The sequence below is a fragment of the Thiomicrorhabdus sp. genome (assembly GCF_963662555.1).
Taxonomy (GTDB): Bacteria; Pseudomonadota; Gammaproteobacteria; order Thiomicrospirales; family Thiomicrospiraceae; genus Thiomicrorhabdus.
Map to the genome: position 1 here is coordinate 500,794 of NZ_OY759719.1, position 25,772 is coordinate 526,565.

At 40.5% G+C, this 25,772-nt stretch carries 21 protein-coding genes; 14 read left to right on the top strand and 7 right to left on the bottom strand.

The features are described from left to right. Positions 1 to 183 precede the first annotated feature (183 nt). The gene (gene recG / locus ACORJQ_RS02025) at positions 184 to 2,256 is read right to left on the bottom strand and encodes an ATP-dependent DNA helicase RecG (protein WP_321325557.1); all 2,073 of its coding nucleotides are present in this window, start codon (positions 2,254 to 2,256) and stop codon (positions 184 to 186) included. A 140-nt stretch (positions 2,257 to 2,396) separates the two neighbouring features. Next, entirely contained in the window at positions 2,397 to 3,278 is an 882-nt protein-coding gene (locus ACORJQ_RS02030; protein ID WP_321325559.1) for an HDOD domain-containing protein, read from the bottom strand. A gap of 410 nt (positions 3,279 to 3,688) precedes the next feature. Between ACORJQ_RS02030 and ACORJQ_RS02035 the strand changes: the two genes are divergently transcribed. The 4 genes from ACORJQ_RS02035 to ACORJQ_RS02050 all read left to right on the top strand — a co-directional run bounded on the left by ACORJQ_RS02035 (position 3,689) and on the right by ACORJQ_RS02050 (position 8,473). Continuing rightward, positions 3,689 to 5,401, top strand: a complete 1,713-nt coding sequence (locus ACORJQ_RS02035) for a methyl-accepting chemotaxis protein (RefSeq protein WP_321325561.1) — start codon at positions 3,689 to 3,691, stop codon at positions 5,399 to 5,401. Between the two features lie 255 nt (positions 5,402 to 5,656). After that, positions 5,657 to 6,937, top strand: coding sequence for a sensor histidine kinase (locus ACORJQ_RS02040; protein ID WP_321325562.1), 1,281 nt, complete (start codon positions 5,657 to 5,659; stop codon positions 6,935 to 6,937). Beyond that, positions 6,934 to 7,476 carry a response regulator transcription factor gene (locus ACORJQ_RS02045; protein ID WP_321325563.1) on the top strand — a complete coding sequence of 181 codons (543 nt, stop codon included), beginning with the start codon at positions 6,934 to 6,936 and terminating at the stop codon, positions 7,474 to 7,476. Before ACORJQ_RS02040 ends, ACORJQ_RS02045 begins: the two co-directional genes overlap by 4 nt. Positions 7,477 to 7,600: 124 nt before the next feature. Beyond that, a complete protein-coding gene (locus ACORJQ_RS02050) occupies positions 7,601 to 8,473 on the top strand; it encodes a copper chaperone PCu(A)C domain-containing protein (RefSeq protein ID WP_321325564.1) in 873 nt (290 codons plus the stop codon). A gap of 70 nt (positions 8,474 to 8,543) precedes the next feature. Here ACORJQ_RS02050 and ACORJQ_RS02055 read toward each other — a convergent pair whose 3' ends face one another. From ACORJQ_RS02055 to ACORJQ_RS02070, 4 genes are all read right to left on the bottom strand, one after another. Then, positions 8,544 to 8,873: a DUF2149 domain-containing protein gene (locus ACORJQ_RS02055; RefSeq protein ID WP_321325566.1), complete on the bottom strand. Its 330-nt coding sequence runs from the start codon at positions 8,871 to 8,873 to the stop codon at positions 8,544 to 8,546. 9 nt (positions 8,874 to 8,882) lie between these two features. Then, a complete protein-coding gene (locus tag ACORJQ_RS02060) occupies positions 8,883 to 9,392 on the bottom strand; it encodes a MotA/TolQ/ExbB proton channel family protein (protein ID WP_321325568.1) in 510 nt (169 codons plus the stop codon). A gap of 135 nt (positions 9,393 to 9,527) precedes the next feature. Beyond that, positions 9,528 to 13,748 carry a cobaltochelatase subunit CobN gene (gene cobN, locus ACORJQ_RS02065; RefSeq protein WP_321325570.1) on the bottom strand — a complete coding sequence of 1,407 codons (4,221 nt, stop codon included), beginning with the start codon at positions 13,746 to 13,748 and terminating at the stop codon, positions 9,528 to 9,530. Between the two features lie 8 nt (positions 13,749 to 13,756). Further along, positions 13,757 to 16,000, bottom strand: a complete 2,244-nt coding sequence (locus ACORJQ_RS02070; protein WP_321325572.1) for a TonB-dependent receptor — start codon at positions 15,998 to 16,000, stop codon at positions 13,757 to 13,759. A 264-nt stretch (positions 16,001 to 16,264) separates the two neighbouring features. Between ACORJQ_RS02070 and zigA the strand changes: the two genes are divergently transcribed. From zigA to ACORJQ_RS02085, 3 genes are all read left to right on the top strand, one after another. Continuing rightward, positions 16,265 to 17,449 carry a zinc metallochaperone GTPase ZigA gene (zigA, locus tag ACORJQ_RS02075; protein WP_321325574.1) on the top strand — a complete coding sequence of 395 codons (1,185 nt, stop codon included), beginning with the start codon at positions 16,265 to 16,267 and terminating at the stop codon, positions 17,447 to 17,449. A gap of 14 nt (positions 17,450 to 17,463) precedes the next feature. Next, positions 17,464 to 17,907 carry a transcriptional repressor gene (locus tag ACORJQ_RS02080; RefSeq protein WP_321325576.1) on the top strand — a complete coding sequence of 148 codons (444 nt, stop codon included), beginning with the start codon at positions 17,464 to 17,466 and terminating at the stop codon, positions 17,905 to 17,907. Between the two features lie 86 nt (positions 17,908 to 17,993). Next, the gene (locus ACORJQ_RS02085) at positions 17,994 to 18,554 is read left to right on the top strand and encodes an LbetaH domain-containing protein (protein ID WP_321325578.1); all 561 of its coding nucleotides are present in this window, start codon (positions 17,994 to 17,996) and stop codon (positions 18,552 to 18,554) included. A 171-nt stretch (positions 18,555 to 18,725) separates the two neighbouring features. Here ACORJQ_RS02085 and ACORJQ_RS02090 read toward each other — a convergent pair whose 3' ends face one another. Next, positions 18,726 to 19,112, bottom strand: a complete 387-nt coding sequence (locus ACORJQ_RS02090; protein WP_321325580.1) for a deaminase RidA — start codon at positions 19,110 to 19,112, stop codon at positions 18,726 to 18,728. 347 nt (positions 19,113 to 19,459) lie between these two features. Between ACORJQ_RS02090 and ACORJQ_RS02095 the strand changes: the two genes are divergently transcribed. From ACORJQ_RS02095 to ACORJQ_RS02125, 7 genes are all read left to right on the top strand, one after another. Then, positions 19,460 to 20,872 (top strand): form I ribulose bisphosphate carboxylase large subunit, encoded by a 1,413-nt coding sequence (locus ACORJQ_RS02095; RefSeq protein WP_321325582.1) that lies wholly within the window; start codon positions 19,460 to 19,462, stop codon positions 20,870 to 20,872. A 61-nt stretch (positions 20,873 to 20,933) separates the two neighbouring features. Further along, a complete protein-coding gene (locus tag ACORJQ_RS02100) occupies positions 20,934 to 21,278 on the top strand; it encodes a ribulose bisphosphate carboxylase small subunit (protein WP_321325584.1) in 345 nt (114 codons plus the stop codon). A 48-nt stretch (positions 21,279 to 21,326) separates the two neighbouring features. Continuing rightward, on the top strand, positions 21,327 to 23,384 hold the full coding sequence (locus tag ACORJQ_RS02105; RefSeq protein WP_321325586.1) for an alpha-carboxysome scaffolding protein CsoS2: 2,058 nt from the start codon (positions 21,327 to 21,329) through the stop codon (positions 23,382 to 23,384). A gap of 21 nt (positions 23,385 to 23,405) precedes the next feature. After that, entirely contained in the window at positions 23,406 to 24,923 is a 1,518-nt protein-coding gene (locus tag ACORJQ_RS02110) for a carboxysome shell carbonic anhydrase (protein WP_321325588.1), read from the top strand. Between the two features lie 16 nt (positions 24,924 to 24,939). Beyond that, the gene (locus tag ACORJQ_RS02115; protein ID WP_321325589.1) at positions 24,940 to 25,212 is read left to right on the top strand and encodes an alpha-carboxysome shell vertex protein CsoS4; all 273 of its coding nucleotides are present in this window, start codon (positions 24,940 to 24,942) and stop codon (positions 25,210 to 25,212) included. A gap of 13 nt (positions 25,213 to 25,225) precedes the next feature. Further along, positions 25,226 to 25,447: a carboxysome peptide B gene (locus ACORJQ_RS02120; protein ID WP_321325590.1), complete on the top strand. Its 222-nt coding sequence runs from the start codon at positions 25,226 to 25,228 to the stop codon at positions 25,445 to 25,447. A gap of 26 nt (positions 25,448 to 25,473) precedes the next feature. Beyond that, positions 25,474 to 25,764: an alpha-carboxysome major shell protein CsoS1 gene (locus ACORJQ_RS02125; protein WP_198525659.1), complete on the top strand. Its 291-nt coding sequence runs from the start codon at positions 25,474 to 25,476 to the stop codon at positions 25,762 to 25,764. Positions 25,765 to 25,772: the final 8 nt, after the last annotated feature.

Genomic DNA, 25,772 nt, shown 5'->3' on the forward strand with positions numbered 1-25,772 from the left:
GCTTACAGAGCTTTTTGATACGATTAAAACCTCGGTTGTTCATATTGCAACCGAGGTTTTTTTGTCTGTAGGATAAATTACCAGGCCTGGTAAAATTGTGGCAAAAATACGCTTTACACTACCTTATAAAAGCAGCAATATTCTTAAAAAACACATTGATTTGTTTGGTAAACGATTAGCGATTTATGCGTGTTGGTAATCTATTTTATGGCCAACCCAACGGTTTTGTAATGCATCTACAATTTTTGGGTTCTCAGAGACCAATAGACTTGCCCAATGCTGAGCGGTAGGAATCCATTGACTATCTCGTTTAAGGTCTGCAATACGGAACTGTAATCCACCAGTTTGTTTGGTGCCGAGTATTTCACCAGGCCCCCTAATTTTTAAATCTTCTTCGGCAATTCTAAAACCATCGGTGGTGTCTCGCATAATGTTTAGGCGAGCTTTACCGGTTTCGGATAATGGAGCTTGATAGAGTAAAACACAGTGACTTTGTAAGTCACCTCGACCCACACGGCCTCTAAGCTGGTGAAGCTGGGCAAGGCCTAAACGTTCGGCGTTTTCAATAATCATTAAACTTGCATTAGGCACGTTAACGCCAACTTCAATCACCGTAGTGGCCACCAATAAATCAAGTTGATGTTCTTTAAAGGCATTCATGACTAAGGCTTTTTGTTCGCCTTTTAAGCGTCCATGAACCAGGCCAACTCTCAAATCTGGCCAGTAATCTATAAATTGCGTGGCGGTTACTTCTGCTGCCTGAGCATGTAATAGTTCTGACTCTTCAATGAGCGGACAAACCCAGTAAGCTTGCACCCCATCTTTGCATTTTGCGTAAAGATGTTCCATGACTTGGTGGCGTTTTTCATTACTTAATACCGCCGTATCAATCGGTTTACGCCCTGGAGGCAGTTCATCGATAACCGACAAATCTAAATCACCATAGGCTGTCATCGCTAAGGTTCTCGGGATAGGTGTGGCAGTCATAATGAGTTGATGGGTATGGATGTTTTCATCCCTGTTTTTTTCATGTAGGGCTAAACGCTGATGAACGCCAAAGCGATGTTGTTCGTCAATTATCACCAAACCGAGCTTGTGGAATTCCACCGCATCTTGAAAGAGGGCGTGTGTACCGACAATGACCTTAGCTTCACCAGAGGCAATCTGAGCCAGCTGATATCGTTTTTCTGCAGCTTTCATTCGTCCATTGAGCCAGGCAACAGGAATATTAAGCGGCTCTAACCACTCTAAAAAGGCATTAAGGTGTTGTTCTGCCAATATTTCTGTAGGTGCCATTATTGCCACTTGATACCCCGCATCTGCCGCTTGAATGGCTGCCAAAGCGGCAATAACCGTTTTACCTGAACCAACATCGCCTTGAACCAGTCTTTGCATTGGATGAGGTTGAGCTAAATCGTGTTGTATCTCTTGTAAAACCCGTTGCTGAGCGTTGGTCAGCATAAACGGTAGGCTAGCTAATAATGCATTGCTATTTTGGCTTGGAGGTAATGCGGGGGCGATACGTTTTTGCTCAGTTTGACGTAATAGTTGCAGACCAGCTTGTTGGCTTATTAACTCTTCAACAATTAAACGTTGTTGTGCAGGGTGGGTAAATTGTTTGATTTTGCCTAAATCGTCGTTGGGTTGCGGTTGGTGCAAGGTTAATAAAGCATGGTTTAATAGCGGTAATTGAAGCTCGTCAAGTAAGGTTTTTGGCAGTAGCTCTTTAAGTGGTTGTTCTTTTAATAGATCAATCGCTTGATGGATTAACTTTAAGATTGTTGCTTGGCCTAAACCTTCAGTTGTTGGGTAGGTTGGGGTTAAGGTCGTTTCAAGTATTGGCTCATCGTTTGGTTTAATAAACTGATAGCTGGGATGAACCATCTCTAGACCATTTGGCCCTGAGCGTACCTCGCCGAAGACTTGTAAATGTTTGCCACGGGTAAATTGCTGGGCTTGGCGATAATGAAAGTGAAAAAATCTTAGGGTTAAAAAAGCCCCGTTTTCAGATTGAATCTTAACTAAAAGGCTATTTCTTCTACCACGAGTTAATGCTTGGGAAAAAATTTCACCCTCAACCAAAACCTCGGTTCCAACAAGTGCATTTTCAATAGAGGTAAGTTTGGTTTTGTCTTGGTATCTTAAAGGCAGATGAAATAGTAAATCCTGAACCACAAATAGCCCGATTTTATGCAGTTTTTCTAACTGTTTTGGGCCTACGCCTTTCAAATTGTCTAAAGAGAGTTCAGTGAGCATATGAGTGGTCTTAATCAAATTGCTTAAATTCTATCAAAATCTACCAGGCCAGGTAAAAATGGTTAGAGATAAACTCTGGATTGATTAAGAGCAATAGAAAGCGTTTAAGGAACTAGCTAGCTATTGCTTACTATTGCTAACTATTGCAGAGCAAATTTAATTTCTTCATTGCCAGAGAGCTCTTCCGGGATAGAGCGGAGATGTTTACCGAGTTCTTTAACTTTTTGTTGAGCTCTAATATATTGGATTTGGCTTACGTTTAAACGTTGCATGGATAGTTTTGCGGCTTCTCTCACTTCATCGGTCACATAGCGTGAATCCTCTGTTTCTGAGACGACCATACGAGCAATGTTTAATAGATTAATCATTTCATAAGCTTGGTTTTCACCATTTGGGCACTTCTCAATGTCTTCTTGCTGAAAAAGGATACCGCAATATACTGAGTTTTTAACATGCCATTTTTTTGCAACGTAAATACCAATATGAGCACTGGTAGTGTGAAACGCTTTAAGTTCCATTTCTCTGCATTTCGAAGGTGTCATTAAGCTCGCAATATAACAAGGTTTGTATTTTTCGGGAGCATATTGACTTAAGACAATATAACCCACGTTGTATAGCAGACCATATAGATAGGCATCACTTGATTTAAAGTCTTTTAATTTTCTAGAAAGCTCAACCATAGCAGTAGCGATTTTGATGGCGTGATTCACAATAATGACAGAATCGCCTTTTGACTGAAAACTAAACTCAATTGCACTTGAAAAGAAAACGGTAAAAATACCCTTAGTACCTAAAATATCAACCGCTTGCCGTGCTGTTGTAATTTCTTTTTTAGCCATAAAAGAGGCTACAGCAAGGAACTTAGTAAAAAGTTTAGGGTTTCGATTGATGCACTGAGTTATGACCAAAACATCAGGTTCTGGTTTTAAGGATTCATTTTGAAGGGTGGCAACTTCATTTGAAATTTTAGGCAATTTTACTTTGCTTAAAATTGAAGCGGCTATTGCAAGTTGTTGTTTCATAAAATTTAACTTAATCAAGCTGTTTTAAATATTGCAATCTTGCTTTAGGCATAGAGATGGCATCATGAGGATGTAACACAAGTTATCATTCTAAAGTAAATGAGATTGCAAAGCTTATTTAAAAATTGAATTGGCCTAAAAAGAATTTTGGGTAATTGTGCTTTTAAATAGCAGCTCATTGAGTGCATGAGCATTAGAGTTTAGTTTAGCTGTAATTTTGAAGGAGTTGGGTGGTTTGCTTAAAAATCATTCATGCCTGCGGCCAAACGTAAGCTGGTATGGAATTCGCTTATATAGCTTTCATTAGAGTAAATTTATTCTCCGGATAAACTTGTGCAACAAATCTTAATTTTTGGTAACTAGGTTTGATAAATAATGTACGGTTCTGTCGGGGTTCTCGAGAGGTATGTATGTTTTGTAAACGTTATCAAGACCAAGTTAAGTCATTAAAATCAGAATTGACAAATCAAAATTCAATGCTTGACGCTTTGGATAGAGTGACAGCAATTATTGAATTTGACTTAACAGGTAAAATTTTAAGAGCCAATGAGAACTTTCTCAAAACCATGGGATATTCATTAGATGAATTGGTTTCTCAGCATCACAAGATTTTTGTAGATAGCAAAGAAGTCAACTTGCCAGAATATAAAACGTTTTGGTCAGATTTGAGTGCGGGTAAACCTTGTTCTGGACGTTTTTACAGGCATAAGAAAAATGGCGATGGCGTCTGGTTAGAAGCCAGTTATAACCCAGTGTTTGATGAAGCAGGCAAGCCTTATAAAGTGGTTAAATTTGCTACGGATATTACCAATCAAGTGACAGAAGAACTTGATGCCAAAGCACAAGTTGCCGCAATTAATAAAGTAATGGCCGTCATTGAGTTTAAGCCTGATGGAACCATCATCGGTGCGAATGAGAATTTTTTAAAAACCATGGGGTATTCATTAGCAGAGATACAAGGCCAGCATCATAAAATGTTTGCTAATCCAGATTATGCTACCAGTAAAGAGTATAAAGATTTTTGGTTATCCTTAGCAAGTGGGCAATCTTTTATGGGAACCTATTGCCGATTAGGGAAAGACAATAAACGGGTTTGGCTAGAGGCCAGCTATAACCCCATTATGAATAGCCAAGGTAAAGTGGTTAAAGTCATTAAATACGCAACCGATATTGGATCTAACCCGAATGCTCAATTATTAGATAAGGTGGTTGAAGATGTGGCAAATACTATCTCTTCGATTGCCCAAGGTAATCTTGCTGTTAAGATGACTAACCATTTAAATAAAGACAAAAAGACTTTATATGATGAAGATATTGAGAAGTTGAGCCAGTCTGTTGAGAATATGGTGGTTAAACTTAAAGAGGTGATTAGTGTTGCTTCAGATGCGGCGAGTATTGCCAAAAGTTCAGCGGCAGAAATATCGAATGATGCCATTAGTTTAAATGAGCGTGTTCAACAACAGGTTAAAGAGTTACAGCATACATCCAATACTATGGATGAAATGAATAGTGCAGTCCAACAGACATCTAAACATACCCAAAAAGCTAACCTCGTTGCCGAAGAAGTTCAATCTAAGGCGAATCAGGGTGTGCAAGTCATGCAGCAAACCATCGATGCGATGTCGAGCATTCAAGAGTCGAGTGAAAAAGTGGCGGATATTGTCACTCTGATTGATGGTATTGCATTTCAAACAAATTTATTGGCTCTTAATGCTGCGGTTGAAGCCGCACGAGCAGGTGAGCAAGGCCGAGGTTTTGCTGTAGTTGCCGGTGAAGTACGTTCTTTGGCTCAAAAATCGGCTGAGGCGGCAAAAGATATTAAAAAACTGATTGATGAAACCGTCTCTAGAGTGAATCAAGGTTCAACTATGGCAAGTGAATCAGGTTTAGTGTTATCGAGTATTAACAATTCTATTTCTGAAGTGACTGATATGATTTCACAAATTGCCGAAGCTTCACAAAATCAAGCTCAAGGGATTAATGAAGTGCATAATTCCATACGTCATTTAGAGTCATCAACTCATGAGAATGCAAAAATGGTTGAAAATACTTCTGCGAATGCAAAAAATCTTAATGATCAATCAGAAATCTTAAGTGACGATATTGCCTACTTTAGATTTTAGAATCTCGCTATAAATTATGAGCTTAGTTTTCAAGGTTTAGTTATCAACCCTTAGTTAATAGAGCTAAGCTATGAAAGCTAAGTTAATACAGTATGACGACATGGTTATATTCTCTAAATCGCAGTAAAATAGTTTATTAAAATGAGAACTTTGTACGAGTCATGGGCAAAAGTAAAATGAGAGAAAATTTTTACTTGTTTATGATCTTGTGCAAAGGTATCAAAATATAAAACAATCACTTAAAAGACCATTTCTGTGCAATTATTTCAACTTTCCGTCTTATCGAAAAAGAAACCTGAATTACGCTACTTTTTAGCGATGTTATTGAGCTTGATTGTGCTTTGGAGTGGAATCTTAACTTGGTTTTCGTGGCGTTTAGAGATGCATTTTGACCATGTAATGGTGCTATTGTTCTTGGGCCTACTGTTATTGACTCTCGTGGTGGTTACTACCGCAAAACCACCTTTTAAAGCATTTTCACACCCCTCTGAATCAATATGGTTAGGTTTGCTTAGTTGGGTATTAATCCTTAATGCCGGCCTACTTTATGAAACGGGTGGCACTATTAATCCTTTAATTCACTTATTGTTATTACCGCTTGTATTGGCAATGTGGGTGCTTTCGTCCAAAAATTTTATTGTTATCGCTCTTCTCACCGCCTCCTTATATTTTGTTCTTAGTCTATTTTATGTTCCATTAATGTCATTAAAAGTGGCGAGTTTACCCGCTTTTTTTGCTTGGTACCTTCATGGTTCTATGTGGGTTTTTATGCTCATTGTATTTATGCTTGCTGTTTGGATTTTGCCATTAAAACGTTCTTTAGAAAAACAAAAACAAACCATCAATCAGCAGTACCAACGAGCTTTACAAAATGAGTATATGTTGTCGGTTACCAGTATGGCATCGGCTTCAGTTCATTATTTAAGTACCCCGTTAAATAGTTTGGTTTTATTGCATCAGTTATTAGAAAAAGAAGTCTCTTCTGCAGAGGGTAAAAACTATCTACACTCTGCTAATACCCAATTGAACCGTTGTATTGAAGAGATTCACAGTTTGCGAGCTAAAGCTGAAGAAGCGGCTATACCTAGTAAATCTGGTTTACAGTTAACGGATTTGGTAAATCAGCTTTATAAAGAATTTGCTTTACTTCACCCAAAAAGTGAGCTTGATATTGATTTTGAAATACCTAATGGTAAAGTCGTGGGTGATGTCAGTATAAAGCTGGCTATTTTAAACTTATTAGACAATGCGGCTCGCTATAGCCCAAATTGTGTGCGTTTGCGTATTGAACAAAACAACAAGATTTGGCGTTTTATGGTTGAAGATCAGGGGGGAGGCTTGTCTGAACATGAATTGGTACAGCTGGGTGAGATGCTGGTTGATGATTATCATGGCAACGGCATGGGGGTTTTGTTAAGCCGCATGATAATCGAACGTTTTGAGGGTAACCTTAAATTTGAAAATGCTTTGATTCAAGGAGTAAAGGGATTGCGGGTTTACATTGAATTGCCAATATTGAGTGAGGGCCAATCATGAATCAAACTCCAAATGTACTGTTGGTAGATGACGATGATGTTTTTCTTAATATTCTCGCTCGCACCTTAGAACTTGAAAAGTGGCAGGTTACTCCTGCTTTAGATGCACAGCAAGCTCTGCAAAAAATAGCCGAGCATTGCTTTGATTACGCTATTTTAGATTTAAATCTGGATGGACAAAGTGGCTTAAATCTTATGCAACAACTGTTAAGCCAGCAACCTAATTGTAAAATTTTGATTTTAACAGGCTATGCCAGTGTGGCAACGGCTGTAGAGGCGATGAGATTAGGAGCAAAAGACTATTTATGTAAGCCTGCTACCGCCCAGCAAATTATTGCGGTTTTAACTGACGAAAAAACCGAAGAACCAGAGCCAGAAGCAGAAGATTTTCAACCTATGTCGGTTAAGAGATTGGAGTGGGAGCATATTCAAAAAGTGTTGTTAGAAAACGAAGGCAATATTAGTCTTACTGCTGAGGCTTTAAATATGCATCGCCGTACCTTACAGCGTAAATTACAAAAGCGTCCAGTAGAGAAATAATATCGTTTTTATAATAAGTAAATTGTCTTATTTTTAGTTTAGAATAGGCCTGGTAATTAACAGACGTTAAATTAAGTTATATATAGTTATATACAGTATTTAAAAAACTACAAAGAGGTGCTTTATGAAAAGACGTACATTTATGGGTTGGGCTCTAATGGCAGGCTTGACGTTATCTGGGCAAGTTTTTGCCGCTTCAGTAGCTGATAGCATAGAGGTTTCTGATCCTTATGTTCGCATGGTTCCACCAACCGCACCAGCAACGGCTGCGTTTATGGAACTAAAGAATACAAGTGGTAAAGACCACGCTTTAGTTTCTGCTAAGGCTTACATTAACAAAATCACTGAGTTACATAATCATATTCACGACAACGGTGTGATGCGTATGCGCCAAGTGCAAAAAATAGATTTGCCTGCAGGTCAATCAACAGCTTTAAAACCAGGTGGTTTTCATATTATGTTGATTGGTTTAAACGCCCCAGTACAAAAAGATCAAAACATCAAAATAGATTTAACATTTGATGACGGCTCTACTAAAACGATTGAAGCTAAAGGTCGTCCATTAATGCCAATGAAAGGCATGAAAATGGGCATGATGGGTGGTAATGGTAAACAGCTTACCAATGGTAGAAACACCAATCCAATGCAATTGGTTATGCATGCAAACCCTGCGTTTCCTAACTTAACAGGTATTGCGATTAAAAATGCACAAGAATTAGGCTTGAGTGATGAGCAAGTACGCAATCTTAAAGCTTGGACTAACAAACATGGTGATGAGATGAAGCGTATGTTTCAAGCGGTTAATGTAGCTGAGAAAGCATTAATTCAAGACTCTTTAGCTGGTCAATCTAAAGCTGAATTAATGGCTAAGTTTCAAAAAACCTTAGATATGCGTAAAAAAATTGCAGAAACTAAAATTGATTGCCGTGACAATATGAAAAAAGTCTTAACGGCAGAGCAGTTTGATAAGTTGGCTTCAATTTATCCAATGATGTAAAATCTGCTAAAATCAGTTAATAGCTGCCTGGCAATCTATGTTGCCAGGTGATTAACTGTAAAAGCCTCAACTACTTTTTCTCTTCTGGCACGTAAATCATACTGCCATCTTCTAAACGATAAGCAACCCCTGCTTTCGAGCCTTTACCTTCGCCCATTTGCCCTGTGGATTTATACTCTTTTAATTCATCACCTTCTTTTACTAAGATTTCCATATTGGGTTGGCCAGCATTTTTAATGACGGTGACATTTTCAGCACTGTTAAACGGGTTAATCGGATTGCTCATTACAATAATCAGCAATACCGCAATGACTACTAAAAACAGATCTACCATATTGACCACACTCAAAATCGGGTCGTCTTCGTCTTCTTCAATTATTTTTAAATCAATTTGGCTCATGCTGTTTCCTTATGCTGTCACTGTTTGTGGGCTTATTGGTTGTTCAGCACTATTTTTAACCAATGTTTTGAGCTCTTCTAATAACCAACGGCGACGAACCGATAAAATCCAAAAGGTAATAGACGCAGACATTAAGGCGATGATAACGGCGGCAAAAGCTACGGTTAAATTATTGGCTACATCCATAAAATTACCTGAAGCTACTGCCATTAAGGCTGGCCCCATCGGAATCATAGTAGCGACTAGACCTAGCATAGGTGCTATGCGGCTAACCAAACGCAGAGGTTCTAATTTTTTTAATAGATAAAGTTCAATCTCTTGTTGGTCTAATTCGGGATTTTGGTTCCAAAAATAGCCCAAAGGTTGTTCGGCTTGACCGCTTAGTTTTTGCATAATGAGTTCAAAGCTAAAACGGCCCAATTCATATAAAGCGTATAAAAACATTAGCGCTAATACGATTAATACAGGCGCTAAGAATAGGCTAGAAACATCGGCCATCATCTGTTCAATAAAGTTCATTTAGTATCCTTTTTATCTATTTGTTTTCAAATTTACCAGGCCTGGTAAATTTGGTTTAAATCTAAATTTTGCGTTTTCTGTTCTTAGTTCTATGTTTTAAATTTCGATATTCATTTTTTCATCTTCACTTTTTCATTATGCAGATTGTTTTTTGCGTAACCAGGCCTGGTGAATTGCACCAATGAGTAATAAAGCAAATAAGACCAACCACCAACGTGGTTGTGGTTCTTGAGGTTCCTGTGCTTGTTGTTCTTGCATTACTTGGCCTTGAACCACCTCAGTAGCATCGCTGCTTTCTGTTTGCTCACTATTTTCTGGTTGTTGCGGCGTGTCGATTGCTGCTTGGCTGGTTGCTGCATCGGGTGCAGGTGCTGAACTTAACCCATAACCTGCGGCCAATTCTGCTACATAGGCTTTAAAGGTTTGATTATCCGATTGCACATCATATTTTTCAGCCAATTCTTGATAGACCTGAACCAACTCCTTTTTAGTTTGTTCAGAGGCTTTCCAATAATCTTTACGAATTGCCTCTAACATACGTTCGGCAATTTGGGCTTTGGCGGTTGGGTTTGACTTCTCAAACCACTCTTTCATATCTAAGTTGTATTTATCTTTGATATATACCTCATGAAACTCCTGCCATTGATCATCACGCACCACATTACGGTCCATCACTTGCCAACCCCAGAAGTTATTGATGACATCCAGCATTTCAAGTGTGCCCGCATAACCTTCTTTTTGCATCTCTTTCACCCAATTAGGGTGTTGATAGACTGCCCGTAGTTCCGTAGCTAAAAAACGTTCGGCAGTTTGCAGTTTGGCTTTTTTAGGGTCGCGCATATTAGAGATATACAGTTGAGGAGCTTTGCCATCTAAATGTTGAACGGCGAGAGAAATCCCACCTAAATATTCAAACGGGTGGTCCATATCTAACAGGCCACGTAAATTGGATGAGCGAGAAAATACCGCGGCACTCGTGCCTTTAAGTTGTTCGGCATAGACATTAACAATCTTGCCAGTGGCATCTTTGGCTTTTTGACTCCATTGCGATTTATCTGGCCCGTATGCCCAAGACATTCGTGATAGATAAAGCTCGGCTAACTTGCCATCTTTTTCATCCCACTGGTCTGAGGCCAAAGTGGCATCAGGCAATTTAGTGCCGTAATCTCCGCTTTCGGTTCCAAACACACGGGTTAACGCAAAGTTTCTGGCTGATTTGGCGTCAATCCCCGATGCACGTAAGGCTTTTTCAATACGTAACGTATTAGCTTTGATGAGATTCTGTTCGGGTGATTCATCCAGATTAGCCAACATTTCGATTGCTTCATTAAAACGTTCCATTACATTTGGAAATTGATCGCGATACAGGCCTGTTAATGAAATAACGGTATCAATACGAGGTCGTCCAAGCTCCTCTAATGGAATGACCTCTAAGCCAGTGACACGTCCGCCTCTATCCCAGGTAGGTTTTACCCCCATGGCATAAAAGATTTGTGCTTCCAACATGCCTAAATGGCGTAACGTCTCTGAGCTCCACATGGTAAAGGTGAGTTTTTTAGGAAACTCATTATGAGTGGCTTCGTGGCTAATAATCAACTCTTTCATCGCCTGTACACCGGCGGCATAAGCGGCTTTGGTGGGAATGCGTGAAGGGTCAAACCCATACATATTGCGACCTGTTGGTAATGCATCCGGATTGCGAATTGGATCGCCACCATAAGATGGATCAACCCACTTAGCAGATAGGCTGGTTAATAATCCAGTGGTTTCAGTTTCTGCACGCATATTATTGGCGTATTTAATGCCTTGTTTAACCATGGCAGCCAAGGCTGAATTCGCTTGATCTTTGGCTGATAAAGGTTGCTGTTGGATGATATGGCTACGTACAAATTTAAACGGCTCACTCTCTTTAATGAGTTTGTAATCCGCTTTAAACAGTTGGCGGCTGTTTTTGATACCAAGCGGTTGCATTAAATCATCACCTAGCATCAACATAATATTGAGTGCTAAGTGGTCGTCTTCTGCGGTTTCGCCAAATGTGTGTAAGCCAAGAGGTTGCATGGCAGAACCTAAATCTTCCAAGTAGTTTTCAATATCGCGTAAAAACGAGTCAAAATTGGCGTGTAAATCAGCCACTTTCCATCCCATATCTTCGGGAATTTTCATTTTGACCGCTTGTTCAATGATTAACTCTTTAGCATTTGATTTCACCAAACCATCATCTAAAGAGGTGTACTCACGAATGGTGTCATTGATGGCGACAAAATCGTCAGACAAGCCAGCAGGTGAGAAAGATGGCACTTGGTAACTGATAATGACACCACGACCGCGACGTTTGACGTGAAGTGCTTCGCCAATGTTATCGACAATATAAGGGTAAACAACGGGGGTGTTGCCAACCGCTAAATTAGGGTAATCGTACGCCCAAAGACCACGTTCTTTACCTGGATGCCACTCTTGTGTGCCGTGAGTTCCCCAATGAACGATGGCATCGGTATTATAGACTTCACGAATCCAAAGATAGGCGGCGGCATAGTAATGGTTCATGGGTTTTTTGGTGTCATGAAACAGGTCTTTGTCTTGTTGTGCGGTGCTGCCACCACGGCTTGGCTGCGGCATAACGATTAAATTCCCCAGCTTTAAGCGAGGAATCACAAAGCCTTTTTTTCCTTGATATTTCACCACCCAATGATTCTTTGCGGCGTCTCCCCAATGCTGATTCATATCATCTTGCACTTTTTGCGGTAAGGTTTTAAACCAGGCCTGGTAAATTGATAAAGGCATAAAATCCCACATATCGGTTTTCATCAATTCAGGTAAGGCATTTTGGCGATATGCAGGGCGTAACATAGTGGCTACCGCATCAATCATTTGTTGTTCAGTAATATCCTTAAATTGGTAACCTTGTCTTTTTAAATCGGTAACTAATTTTTCAATAGAACGCGGAACATTCATATTAGATGCACCTTGGTTTTTCTCACCAGGTGGATGGTTCCAAAACAGCAAAGCCAATTTTTTATCGGCATTGGCTTTTTTCTGTAATTTAGCCAAATTCATGGCTTTTCCAATCAGTAAGTCCATCTGTTCAGGTAAAGGAATCATTTCACCATCAGGGTTTACTGTTAAAACAATAGGATCTTGTAGTCCAATATACTCAGCATTGGTTAATGTAAACGGTAAACGGAACGAGCTCACGCCCGCCAAGTCTTCAAGATACATTTCTCTGCCGCCTTCACGGTAGTGAAGGATGTTAAGAACAGGAATTCCTTGAGCTTGATAACGTAATTTTTTGCCATCAGTATCGCCACCTAAAAAGGTATTGACCAGCATGACATTTGGTAAAACTTTGCCTTGATAAGTGATTAACGGCTCGTCAAATTTGTAAGGACGCCCTGTTTTTGGGTTAGGGAAAGGGTTGTCGGTTTGATTTTTTGCTTGAGGTCGACTGCTTGGTCTCTGTGAAATGGTTTGAGGTTTGCCGGAGTTTGCCTGCATTGGACGGCCAGAAGGTTTACCTTGAGGCTTGGTTGCACCTTGTTGTGGACGTTTAGCAAAGGTATTGCTATTAACTCGAGCGGCTCGATAATAAACTAAGGGCATGGCACCGCGTTTTTCAATTTCAGTAATCACGGCATCTAAATGACGGGTTTGACCATCGGACAGATAACTGGAAGTCGTTTCCATTCCAATTACAATGCTTGGCTTTCTTTCGGTGTCGTCTTTTTGGTTCTGCTGTTGCCACCAGCTTAAATAACTTGGTAGGTCAGTAAAGATTTGTTTTGAGTATTTTGGGTGGTAGATTCCGCCATTTGGCATTTCAATAGGAGGTGCTACTTGGGCTAAATCTTCACCATTAATCAGTGCTTTGGCATAGTCAAACAGTAAACGATGGTTGTCTGTCATGCCACCTAAATAATAGGCGTAAATATTTTGTCCAATCTGACCACTGACATTAACAGTTCGCATCTTTAAGGTACGGCTGAAACGGTTAATATAAACAACAGGAACTTTTAAGGCACGTAAGGTATCGCCTGCGATATTTTCAATCATCGCTTGGTCTTCATTTCGCGGTGCATCAATAATCACCAGGCCTGCATTTTTTAAAGCTTTTTTAATCCCCTTGATACCACCAGAACCATTTTTAGCATCGACTTGTACCCAAGAAAACTCAACTCCTTGCTCTTTGGCAAGCGGTTGGAGTAACTTAAATTTATGGTTTAGTACAAACTCAGTAGATATCAGTGCTACCTTGTTTTGTAGAACTTTATTTGGTTCGGCTTCTGACGCTGAAACGGAGGCTGACCAGATTGCCAACCAACCGCTTATCAGAAACATCAATAATGAGTAATGTTTCATATTATTCCTTAGAATTTAACTTTTAAGCCAGCCATCCAAACTCGGCCTGGATCAACATTAATGGAAAGGTCTTCTTGGTTATAAACACCATCCTGATTGCTGTCATAAGTACCACGCACGATGGAATAGAATTGGTCATCAAGTACATTATCGACTTTAAAGAAGAAGCTTAGATCAGAAGGTCGACCTCCCACGACTTTAGCTTTGGTTTTGTATTCCAAACCTAAGTTAAATAATGTGCGGGCAGGCATTTTTTCTTGGTTGATTTCATCGGCATAACTTTCACCACGGTAATCTACTTCAGCATTAATAGTGAGGTGATTTGTGGCATACCAATTAGTACGGAAGTTAACACTATGGGTTGGGGTTCTTGGTACATAGTTGCCGCTGTTGTCATAGTGTTCAAAATAGACTTGACGGGTTGGATCGGTTAAAGCTGCTAAAGAATCGACAGAGGTTCCGTAAGGGTTCCCTAAAGCTAGATAAAAGTCTTTATAACGACCAAATTTACTTACAAGATAGGTGTAAGCAAAGTCAAAAGAAAGATCATGTTTCTTTTCAGTTTGCAGAGCGAGCTCTAAACCATAGCTAGTGGTTTGACCTATGTTTTCGTATAAATCTTCAATATTGTATTGATTAGTAACATTGCCGTTGACGTATTGCCCGATACTGCTAGTAATGAAATCACTACGGTCAATATAAAATGCTGAGGTATTCATTTTGGTTTTCCAACCAAAGAGGCTGGTTGTATTACGGATACCGAGTTCTAGGTTATAGGTTGTTTCAGGTTTTAGATCTTTGTTGGTTGCCATCTGCGCTAGAGTAGGTGCTCTAAAGCCGGTTGATACTGAACTATAGATTGAAGTCGTTGAGGAGAGATCGTAATCACCGCCAAAACGGAAGGAGTGCATATTAAAAGTGTCGCTTGATTTTGCGTCTGTTAATCTGTCCAAACCATTCATATCAATTTGATCAAAACGGTAGTTCATTGTTAGATGAAAATCAGAATTTACCGCAAGCTTGGCTTCAGTGTATGCAGCTTTAGTGGTTTCTTCACGATATGAATCAGATTTTATTGTGCCAGCAGTAATGGTGCTACCAAATTTATAGGTACGATAGTCTTCTTTTACGGTGGTTACTTCATCAAAAGTATTGTTCTTGAATTCAAGTCCGCCCATTAATGCCCAATTACCAAATGATTCACGAGTTTCTAGTTTTAAACCTCGTTGAATTTGATGGTAATCGTTTAGGTTTTGATACATCTCTACTTGATCATCGCCTACAGAAGCGCCAGTTCCATCGTATTTAATGGGTGCTGACCAAAAGTCAGTAATGTCTTCATATTGATAAATAATCGCTTGAAAATTACCTGTATCGGAAAAATCTTTTGAATAAGTAAGATTTAAACGGGATAAATCGACATTGAACATTCGTGTGTAGCCACGTCCTTCAAACTCACCTTTAGGATCTGTTTCTGCGGCTGTAACACCAGTAACCGAGCCATCTCGGTCACGAAATCTATCAGCCTTTTCAAAACCAAAAGTCAAATCACTGCTGTCATCTAGATAATATTGTAGGTTTCCAGAAAGGCTTTTTGAATCACGTTTAGATAAAGCATAGTAACCATCATTATGGCGGTCTGAATATTGGATATGACCAGAAAAGTCTTCTTCGGCAAGTCCAAGCTTGAGTTGTTTACGTGTGTAACCGTAGCTTCCCGTATCAAGTTCTAGGGTCGTTCCCGCATTATCTGCACCACGTTTGGTGGTAATAATCACCGCACCTGCTAACGCATCTTCACCAAATAGGTAAGAAGCTCCGCCTTTAACAATACGAATCGATTCAATATTGTCTAAATCAATATTAACCTTACCTGTACGTTCAAAAACGGGTACACCATCGATAACAATGGCAACGCCTGGTTTTTCACCCATATATCGCTGGTTATCAATCCCTCGAATCTTGATTTTTATACTATCGCCTTCACCAGCTAAATCAGCGGTAATACCTGGAACACTGCGCAGTACTTCAATAATATTGGTTGTGTGTTTTGCCTCTACTGCTTCTCCACTGATAACCATTGTGCTTGAAGGCTCATCTTTATCTGCTTCAAAACGATCAGCAATCGTTGAACTGGTCACTTTAATTACATCAAGATCACTTGATTCGGCATGGCTTAGAGAAATATGTGAAGCAAATACTGTAGTGATTAATAGAGCTAAAGGCTTTGGCTTGAAAGGTAGTTGATACATTGAGAAATCCTTAATTTTCATTTAGGCGAGGATTCTAATGACGTAACAGGCTACAAACAATGTGACAAATTGTCGCACTCAAGTTGAGGTAGAGAGAGATGTGTGGATGGTATAGGTATCGTTTTCAAAGTCGGATTGTTCGTATCGTTAATGAACCGACTTGCAAATTTTATAGATTAGAGTTTATTTTAAGCTAAAAGTTATGTTATAACATAACATTTAATTGCGTCGTTGTTTAGGCGTTTAGTGGGTAGGGAGTGAAAAGTGAAAAAATTACCAGTTACGGTGTTATCGGGTTTTTTGGGCTCGGGTAAAACGACTTTGTTAAATCATATTTTAAATAATCGCCAAGGCTTGCGAGTTGCGGTTATTGTCAATGACATGAGTGAGGTGAATATTGATGCCAGTTTAGTGCAAGGTGAGGTGAGCTTTAATCGTGCTGAAGAAAAATTGGTGGAGATGTCTAATGGCTGTATTTGTTGTACCTTGCGAGAAGATCTACTGCTAGAGGTGCAGGCCTTGGCGAATAGCGGCCGATTTGATTATTTGCTGATTGAATCAACGGGTATTTCTGAACCTTTGCCTGTTGCCGAAACGTTTACCTTTGCCGATGAAGATGGCGTCTCTTTATCCAATGTGGCTACGCTAGATACCATGGTAACGGTGGTAGATGGTGTTAACTTTAGACGCGATTTTGAGCAGGCTAAATCGTTACAAGAGGCGGGTGAAAGTTTGGGGGAGGAAGATCAGCGAAGTGTGGCGGATCTGTTAATTGATCAAATTGAGTTTGCTAATGTTATTTTAGTAAGTAAAACCGATTTAATAACACCTCAACAGGTGGCTGAATTAGAGACTATTTTAAAAAAATTAAACCCCGATGCACAGATTTATACCATGCAACAAGGCAAGGTGGATTTAAGCAAGGTACTGAATACAGGCCTGTTTGATTTTAACCAGGCACAACAATCACCTAATTGGCTAAAAGAGGCCCGAGGTGAGCATACGCCAGAAACCGAAGAGTACGGTATTTCTAGTTTTACCTATGAGGCACGAAAACCTTTTCACCCACAAAAATTTTGGAATTTCTTACACCAAGACTGGCCAACGGGACGTTTGATTCGTTCTAAAGGCTACTTTTGGTTAGCTACACAACCACAAATGGCAGGTGTGTGGAGCCAAGCGGGAGGGATTGCACATCACTACTTTGCAGGTATGTTTTGGAAAGCGGTGCCAGAAAGCTCTTGGCCTAATGACCATGAATCACGTGCTTTTATTCAAACTAAATGGATTGAGCCATTTGGGGATATGCGTCAAGAATTGGTTTTTATTGGTCAAGATTTGGATGAAGAAAAAATAATTGCCGAACTCAATTTATGTTTACTGAGTGATGACGAGTTGTTGGCTGGAGTAGAATGTTGGTACCAACTTTCTGATCCTTTTGCAGCCTAAGGAGGGCTTTTATTATGGATGATTTTATTTGCAAAGCACACTCTCAATGCCAAAAGCATGCCAAAAAGCTCACGCCAGTGCGAGAAAAAGTGCTCCATATCTTGCACCAACGGCAACATCCATCAAGTGCTTATGAGATTCTTAGTGACTACCAACAAACTGAACAAAGTGGCGCACAACCTATGACAATTTATCGTGCATTAACTTTTTTAGAGTCTGTTGGCTTGGTTCATCGTTTGGCTTCTACCAGTCAATATGTGGTTTGCGAGCACATTGGAAGACCGCATCATGGGCCTGCACATTTTTTTATGTGCGACACTTGTGGCGATATTGAAGAGCGCATGATGGAGGAGGCAATGTGGCAAGGTATTCAAGCTCAGGCTAAGCAGTTAAGTTTTAAAGTGACCCAGCCTGGTATTGAGATTCACGGCATCTGCAAGGGATGCCAAACGCATTGAAAACACTTATGTGAGGCTTTTATCAGCCACAAATCACACAGACACTTCGAAGTAGAAAGTAAGAATAAAAAAATAACGGAAATTGTATGATTAGAAAAAATCCAACGGGTGATATGCCCTCTGTTCATGCCTCGGCTTTTGTTGATCCAACAGCTATTTTATGTGGAAAAATTATTGTTGAGGAGAATGTTTTTATTGGTCCTTATGCGGTAATTAGGGCCGATGAAACCAATGATGTTGGTGAGATGGAGCCAATTATTATTGGTGCGCACTCTAATATCCAAGACGGGGTGGTGATTCATTCAAAGGCTGGGGCAGAGGTTAATATTGGAGAGCGTACTTCCATTGCACATCGTTCCATTGTTCATGGGCCGTGTAATGTTGGTTCGGATGTATTTATTGGTTTTAACAGCGTATTGTTTAATTGCTGTGTGGCTGATCAAGTGGTAGTAAGACATAATTCGGTGATTGAAGGTTGTACCTTGCCGACGGGATTGTATGTACCTTCAACCACGCATATTGATGGAAACAGCGATTTGTCACAATTTTCGAGTAAAAGTGCAGATATGCAGTCTTTTTCTGAATCGGTCGTAAATGCTAATCACGAGTTAGTGGGTGGTTATAAACGCATTCAAAATGAACTTTGATTCATAGCAAATTTTTTTTTACTAAAGCTGTTTTAAGAATTCGTTCAACGGTAGGAGCTCTAGTTTTCAAATCTGAAACTTGACTAACGGATACCTATTATCGGTATTGTTTAACCTGAATGTGTAAAGCCCTCATAAAGAGGGCTAAAAAAGTGGGTGTAGCCGATAGCCTTAGTATGAAGATAAAGCCATAACACCATCCATTTCAACATCGGTATCTTTAGGCAGTTGTTTTACCGCAACGGCTGCACGTGCAGGGTAAGGCTGTTGAAAGTACTCTGCCATAATCTCATTGACTGTTGCAAAGTGACTCATGTCTGTTAAGAAGATATTTAACTTTGCTATATCTTGTAAAGATCCGCCCGCCGCTTCACAAACTGCACTTAAGTTTTTAAACACCTGATGAATGCGTTCTGAAATATCACCTTCTTTTAATTCCATGGTTTCAGGAATTAAAGCAATCTGGCCTGAAAGGTAAACGGTATTACCAATTCTCACCGCTTGAGAGTAAGTTCCAATGGCTTGGGGGGCGTTTTCTGTGGCTATAACTTCGCGCATGAATTTTCCTTTAAATGTATGGATTTAATATTAAAAAAACATTGTAACCAAAATTCAAATAATGCGTTAAATTTTGGTTTTTGAAGAATGTAAATTATTTTTTTATCAAAAAAACGACTTTTTCTTTTTCTTTTTTATCAAAAAAACTAATTAAATCAAATCCAAGCTAAATTAATTAAAAGTTAATAATATCAATATCTTATTGTTTTTTTATTAGAACGATAAACTTCGATGCATTGATAATCCTCAATAAATTTCATCGGTTCTTTCAATTAGTCAATATATCGGTCCCTCTATAACATTGAGCTCGAATCTAATTCAACTCCAAACCTTAGAGGAGAAAATTTATGTCTACACAAACTTTTGATGCAGGTGTTCAGGATTACCAATTAACTTATTGGACTCCTGACTATACACCATTGGATACAGATTTATTAGCGTGTTTCAAAGTAACACCACAAGACGGTGTTCCACGTGAAGAAGCAGCTGCTGCGGTAGCTGCAGAAAGTTCAACCGGGACCTGGACAACAGTATGGACAGATCTTCTGTCTGATATGGAGTACTACAAAGGTCGTTGTTACCGAATTGAAGATGTACCTGGTGACTCAACATCATTTTACGCGTTTATCGCATACCCATTAGACCTTTTTGAAGAAGGTTCAGTGGTTAACGTATTAACTTCGTTAGTTGGTAACGTTTTCGGATTTAAAGCAGTACGTGCTTTACGTTTAGAAGATATCCGCTTCCCAGTAGCGTTTGTTAAAACATGTGGTGGTCCGCCAGCTGGTATTCAGGTTGAGCGTGATAAGTTGAATAAGTATGGTCGCCCGATGTTGGGTTGTACTATCAAGCCTAAGCTTGGTCTTTCAGCTAAGAACTATGGTCGTGCAGTATATGAGTGTTTACGTGGTGGTCTAGATTTGACCAAAGATGACGAAAACATCAACTCACAGCCTTTCCAACGCTGGCGTAACCGTTTTGAATTCGTTGCCGAAGCGGTTGATAAAGCAACTGAAGAGACGGGTGAGCGTAAAGGTCACTACTTAAACGTAACCGCTGGTTCAGTTGAAGAGATGATGAAACGTGCTGAGTTCGCTAAAGAACTAGGTCAACCAATCATCATGCATGACTTCTTAACAGCTGGTTTTACTGCTAATACAACACTTGCTAACTGGTGTCGTGAAAACGGAATGTTATTACACATTCACCGTGCAATGCACGCAGTAATTGACCGTAACCCAAAACACGGTATTCACTTCCGCGTATTAGCTAAGTGTTTACGTTTGTCAGGTGGTGATCACCTACATACAGGTACGGTTGTTGGTAAGTTAGAAGGGGATAGAGCTTCTACCCTAGGTTTTGTTGATTTACTTCGCGAAGACTTTGTTCCAGAAGATCGTTCACGCGGTATCTTCTTTGACCAAGATTGGGCTTCGATGCCAGGTGTATTCGCCGTAGCATCAGGTGGTATCCACGTATGGCACATGCCTGCATTGGTTAACATTTTTGGTGATGATTCTGTACTTCAGTTTGGTGGTGGTACGCAAGGTCACCCAGGCGGTAACGCAGCGGGTGCAGCAGCAAACCGTGTGGCTCTAGAAGCGTGTGTTAAAGCTCGTAACGAAGGTCGTGATTTAGAAAGAGAAGGTGGTGACATTCTTCGTGATGCGGCACGTAATAGTAAAGAACTTGCTGTAGCACTTGAAACTTGGAAAGAGATCAAGTTTGAATTCGACACTGTTGATAAATTAGATGGTTAATAACAGGTTAATTCTAGCTTGAACAACCAAAGCACTTTATTCCAATTGAAGGAGATTACAAATGAGTAACTTACAGACTGATGATTATCGTACTAAGTATACGCTTGAGACCTTTTCATTTCTTCCGGACATGAATGCCGATGAAATTTATGACCAAATTGTATACATCATCAACCAAGGTTGGACACCAGCTCTAGAGCACGAAGAACCAGCTAAAGCAGCTCGCCATTACTGGGGTATGTGGAAGCTACCATTCTTTGGTATGCGTGATCCAAACCAAGTATTAGCAGAGATTGAGGCTTGTCGTCAGGCCTACCCTGATCACTTAATTCGTGTAATTGGTTATGACAATTACACTCAGTGTCAGGGACACAACTTTGTGGTATATCGCCCAAGAGGCATGTAAACCAAAGTTGTAACAAACCTAAGCAATGAATAAAGGGAGGCCTTTAGCATGAGTGCAACGACAAACAACACAACTAGTGGACGCTCGCAAGCTATGGCACATCGTAAATCAAGAGTTTCTGGTGGCAATAAAGCACCAGCAGTTCCAACCCGAACTAAGCGTGCTCCAAGTACGCCAGTAGAAGCAATTGCCGAGCCTGTTCAGGCTCCATTGCAGACGGTTGGACAGCCTTCAAGCCGAAGACCTGTTCGTCCTTCTCAGCCAGTAGTGGTTGCAGAAGGAAGAGAGGCCGCTAAGCAAAAAAGGAAGCAAATGATGAGCGGTAAAGCGACGAGCTCAAAGCCTCAATCACAAGCTAAGGCAAGGGAAAAGAAAAAACCTGAGCCGATTATTGAACCTCGCGAACGTACTGAGTCAAAAGCGAGCCGAGCAGAGGCTTCTGGACGTAGAAACCCTGTTAAATCAACGCAAGTTGCGGATAACAGTGGTCGAAAAATGTCTAAAGCAAGACGTAAGGCATTGACTAAGGGTAAGTCTGGTGAATCAGCTTACAAAACAAAAGCAGGTCAAGCGGGTTCTTTAGCCAAGCTAAGTAACCCAGATGCCTCAACCCGAGATATTGCACGTTCAGTGAGAGCCGAACGTTGTACTAAAGGTAAATCTGGTTGTAGTAGCTCTACTGAGAGCTCAGTTAAACGTCAGAGTCGTAAACCACGCTCTAACAACGCACCTGAAAAGGTTGGTATTTCTGAAACCTTAAGTGGTCAAGAAGTATCAGGTACTCAGGTAGGCCAAGGTCAATTAACTGGGGCTGAAACAGGGGCATGTCAATTGGTAAGTGGAACGGAATATTTAGGAACGGAAGAGTTTAAAGCACATTGCTCTGAAAGCCCTAAAGCATCACCATCCAAAGTAACCATGACGCAAACAACTCGTGGTCAGACGATTAGTGGTAACAGAATGGGTCAAGACCAAGCTGTAACTGGTAATCGTCAAGGTCAATGTTCTGGTATCACTGGTACTGAATATTTACCTGCGGATCAAAGTGCTCTGTTTTGCTCAGATCAAGCTGGTCAGGCAAGTACAACAAAAACTGGGTTTAGCATTAACCCAGGCCCTTCAGTTAAGGGTGCAAAAAAGCCTTTAGAGGCAGCGATTGAAAGTGTTTCTAAAGTGAGCGGCGGCAACGAATATCCTGCAATGTCAGGTTCTATTCAGCCAAGTTCAGGTAGTAACACAGGTGGGCCTAAAAAAGTAGTGATGTCTAATACCTTCGCAGGGAATACGACAACAGGTACTCAAGTAGGGCGTACACAAGAAGTAACTGGTGATGAACGTGGTTATTGCAAATCAGTAACGGGTACAGGTTATCAAGGTAAAGAGGAAGTTGAAACAATTTGTCAGACTTCAGCTCCTGAAACCACACCTCAAAAGGTGAATGTATCGGGTACCTTTGCAGGACAAACTATTACTGGTGACCGTAGTGGAGGCAATAGCAATATTACAGGTGGAGAAGCGGGTCGTTGTAAAGCGGTAAGTGGAACACCTTATATGGGAAAAGAGTCGTTTGCTAACAGTTGTTCAACAGATGAACAAGCTGCAGCTCAAAAAAAAACCGCTCCTATTGACCGCCAGTTTGGTCATGCATTAACCGGTGTACAGCCTGGACCACAAGGTTTAACAGGTGCACAAAAAGGCGCATGCGAATTAGTATCAGGTACGCATTATCAAGGTGCTGATCAAATGAGCACAATGTGTCAAACGGCAAATGCAGCAAACCCTGGAGAATCGGATTTTCCGGTAATGATGGGGCAAGCTCCTGCTGTCGATATGTCACAACCTTTACCAACTGCTGAGCCAGTTGCACCGGCAAGCAGAATCACTGGTGATGGTTGGGATAGAGGTTCTAAAGTAACGGGTACCGATGGACCTTTTGCAACGCAGCGTAACCCTTCAATTAAAGGGGGGGCAATGCAAGCTCCAATGGGTGCAGCAAACTTTAGACCTGAAACCATGGAACCTGTTCCGCAGAGTCCAATTACAGGATCTTCGGGTAACACAGGGGAAGGTGCAAAGGTGACTTTGACTGGCGGAGCCAGAGCATAGTCTAAGTAATAGGTGAATAAGATGTTAAACGCAAAAACCCGTGAAAAATCATTGTTCTGGCGTACTTATCCACTGCCAGCAAATGTTGTGAAGAAGATCCAAGGAGAAGCTTCAGAAGGTTTGAATAAAGCATCTAATGATGGAAAACCAAGTGTTCACGCTTTGGTAAATACATCACAAAATGCCCAATTACGTGATTATGAAGTGCGTATTAAAGCTGGGTTTGATGAGATTAAATCGGTTGTACAACATTTAATTGTGCAGCAGAAACGTAACGATTTTGAGCAATGGGCTCAACAGACAATTAAACAAAAACTGGGTATTACCCTAAGCCAAAAACAAGTTGAAGAGAGTCTTAGCCAGAAGTTCGATAGCAATGTTTTATATGGCCAATGTGTTTTTAACCAGTTTATGTCGATGTCTAAGGAGTTTTTTGAACAAGATCCGTTACACGGTCAAAACAAACTACAGGCAGAGCGTCTTTTTAAAGATGCGGGTTTTCATGCCGTCGGTGTTGCACCATGTGCCGATGGGCGTTTAGCACACATTATTAGTTATGTATTACGGTTGCCTTATTCGGTAACCAGAAGAAAAGCGCATGCTGGAGCTCTGTTTGATGTGAGTGAAAGCGTACGTAACTGGGTCTTTATTGAACATAGCCGTTTTCGTGATGGCATACCTAATTCAAGTGAAGAGCCAACAAAATATTTAAAAATTGCAGTGTATCACTACTCAAAATCAGATCCACACCACCAAGGTTGTGCGGCTCACGGTAGTGATGATGCCAAAGCGGCAGAGGCAGCTTTAACGAAATTGAAAGATTTCCGCCAAGCAATCGAAAACCGATTTGGATGCGGGTCAACCGTACAAACACTGCTTATTGGAATGAATACTGACGACGATAGTCTGAAGATACACGTTCCAAACCAACAAGGAAAAGTGTGTTTAAAACGTTTTGTAGAAACGGATGCACTTTTCCAACAAACAACCAATATGAATTCTGAGCAAGCCAGAATCAAGATTGAACAAGCGGTAGAGCAATGTAACCCAGAGTTAGGCTCAACCGCACCAGTTGAATCAATGAATAAACTGATTGCTTGGTTCATTGAGAATAATTTTTCTCAGATTGCGTATGTTCAAGAGTATGAAAACGGATGTTATTCAGACATTGGACACGCAGAAAGATTTATAGGCATCGGTAACGGATTTGAAGAAGTTCAACTTCGTAACCTAACTTACTACAGCTATTTGGATACGGTTGAGGAAGGGTTAAATGATGTCAATGTCGGGATTAAGATTTTTACTGGTCTTAATCTTAAAAATGGCTGGCCAATTCCAATCATTATCCGCTGTGATTATGACGGAAGAGTCCCAGGTTCTAAAGATAGAGCTGAAGAAAAAGCCAAACGAATTGAACAAGCGTTACATGATCGTTATACCGAATTATCGGCAAGCGGTCAGCTACAGACCTTAAGTACTTTAAGGGATAACACTGGAAATCAACCGGCCGAAGAATTACCAGGCCTGGTTAATCTGTAACTAAAAGGAGGATTGGATGAAGATATTTCAAGTTGAAAAAACCCTGGTCTCCACCAACCGCATTGCCACGATGGAACATAAACCATTATTAGTGGTTGCTGAAAAGGCAGGTGGAACTCCACAAGTTGCAGTCGATCCAGTTGGCTGCAAGCCAGGGGATTGGGTGTTATGTGTAGGGAGTTCGGCGGCACGTGATGCCAGTGGGATTAAAGGATATCCAAGTGATTTAACTATAGTTGGAATCATTGACCGATGGGAGGTGAATACCGATGGAGATTCATCAAGTTAAACAAAGATTAATTATGACCAGTCGACTTGATGGTTTAGGACACCTTCCTATAAAGGTTTTACAAAGTGTTTCTGGATCGACTTTAGTCGCTTTAGATCCTATAGGTGTAAAAAATGGAGATTGGGTTTTTACCATTGCAAACTCTGCAGCCAGAACCGCCGCAGGCGACGATAAAATTTTAACCGACTTAACGGTAGCCGGCATTATTGATAATTGGCAACCGCAAACAAATTAGTAAACGAAAGTAACAGGAGAAATATCATGAGCGAATATGGAATTGCTTTAGGAATGATCGAAACACGTGGTTTAGTACCAGCGATTGAAGCGGCGGATGCTATGACCAAAGCGGCAGAAGTACGCTTAGTAAGTCGTGAATTTGTAGGCGGTGGTTACGTAACAGTAATGGTACGTGGTGAAACTGGAGCGGTAAACGCAGCAGTAAGAGCTGGAGCCGATGCTTGTGAACGAGTAGGTGACGGACTAGTAGCTGCACACATCATTGCACGTCCACACAAAGAAGTGGAACCTGTATTAACCATTGAAAAAGCGTAAAAGATTTT

Coding starts and splice junctions, on each gene's coding strand:
- ACORJQ_RS02110 (WP_321325588.1), top strand. CDS start 23,406: ATGTTAAACGCAAAAACCCGTGAAAAATCATTGTTCTGGCGTACTTAT.
- ACORJQ_RS02090 (WP_321325580.1), bottom strand. CDS start 19,112: ATGCGCGAAGTTATAGCCACAGAAAACGCCCCCCAAGCCATTGGAACT.
- ACORJQ_RS02100 (WP_321325584.1), top strand. CDS start 20,934: ATGAGTAACTTACAGACTGATGATTATCGTACTAAGTATACGCTTGAG.
- ACORJQ_RS02105 (WP_321325586.1), top strand. CDS start 21,327: ATGAGTGCAACGACAAACAACACAACTAGTGGACGCTCGCAAGCTATG.
- recG (WP_321325557.1), bottom strand. CDS start 2,256: ATGCTCACTGAACTCTCTTTAGACAATTTGAAAGGCGTAGGCCCAAAA.
- ACORJQ_RS02115 (WP_321325589.1), top strand. CDS start 24,940: ATGAAGATATTTCAAGTTGAAAAAACCCTGGTCTCCACCAACCGCATT.
- ACORJQ_RS02095 (WP_321325582.1), top strand. CDS start 19,460: ATGTCTACACAAACTTTTGATGCAGGTGTTCAGGATTACCAATTAACT.
- ACORJQ_RS02080 (WP_321325576.1), top strand. CDS start 17,464: ATGGATGATTTTATTTGCAAAGCACACTCTCAATGCCAAAAGCATGCC.
- ACORJQ_RS02120 (WP_321325590.1), top strand. CDS start 25,226: ATGACCAGTCGACTTGATGGTTTAGGACACCTTCCTATAAAGGTTTTA.
- ACORJQ_RS02085 (WP_321325578.1), top strand. CDS start 17,994: ATGATTAGAAAAAATCCAACGGGTGATATGCCCTCTGTTCATGCCTCG.
- ACORJQ_RS02070 (WP_321325572.1), bottom strand. CDS start 16,000: ATGTATCAACTACCTTTCAAGCCAAAGCCTTTAGCTCTATTAATCACT.
- ACORJQ_RS02035 (WP_321325561.1), top strand. CDS start 3,689: ATGTTTTGTAAACGTTATCAAGACCAAGTTAAGTCATTAAAATCAGAA.
- ACORJQ_RS02055 (WP_321325566.1), bottom strand. CDS start 8,873: ATGAGCCAAATTGATTTAAAAATAATTGAAGAAGACGAAGACGACCCG.
- cobN (WP_321325570.1), bottom strand. CDS start 13,748: ATGAAACATTACTCATTATTGATGTTTCTGATAAGCGGTTGGTTGGCA.
- ACORJQ_RS02050 (WP_321325564.1), top strand. CDS start 7,601: ATGAAAAGACGTACATTTATGGGTTGGGCTCTAATGGCAGGCTTGACG.
- ACORJQ_RS02125 (WP_198525659.1), top strand. CDS start 25,474: ATGAGCGAATATGGAATTGCTTTAGGAATGATCGAAACACGTGGTTTA.
- ACORJQ_RS02030 (WP_321325559.1), bottom strand. CDS start 3,278: ATGAAACAACAACTTGCAATAGCCGCTTCAATTTTAAGCAAAGTAAAA.
- ACORJQ_RS02060 (WP_321325568.1), bottom strand. CDS start 9,392: ATGAACTTTATTGAACAGATGATGGCCGATGTTTCTAGCCTATTCTTA.
- ACORJQ_RS02045 (WP_321325563.1), top strand. CDS start 6,934: ATGAATCAAACTCCAAATGTACTGTTGGTAGATGACGATGATGTTTTT.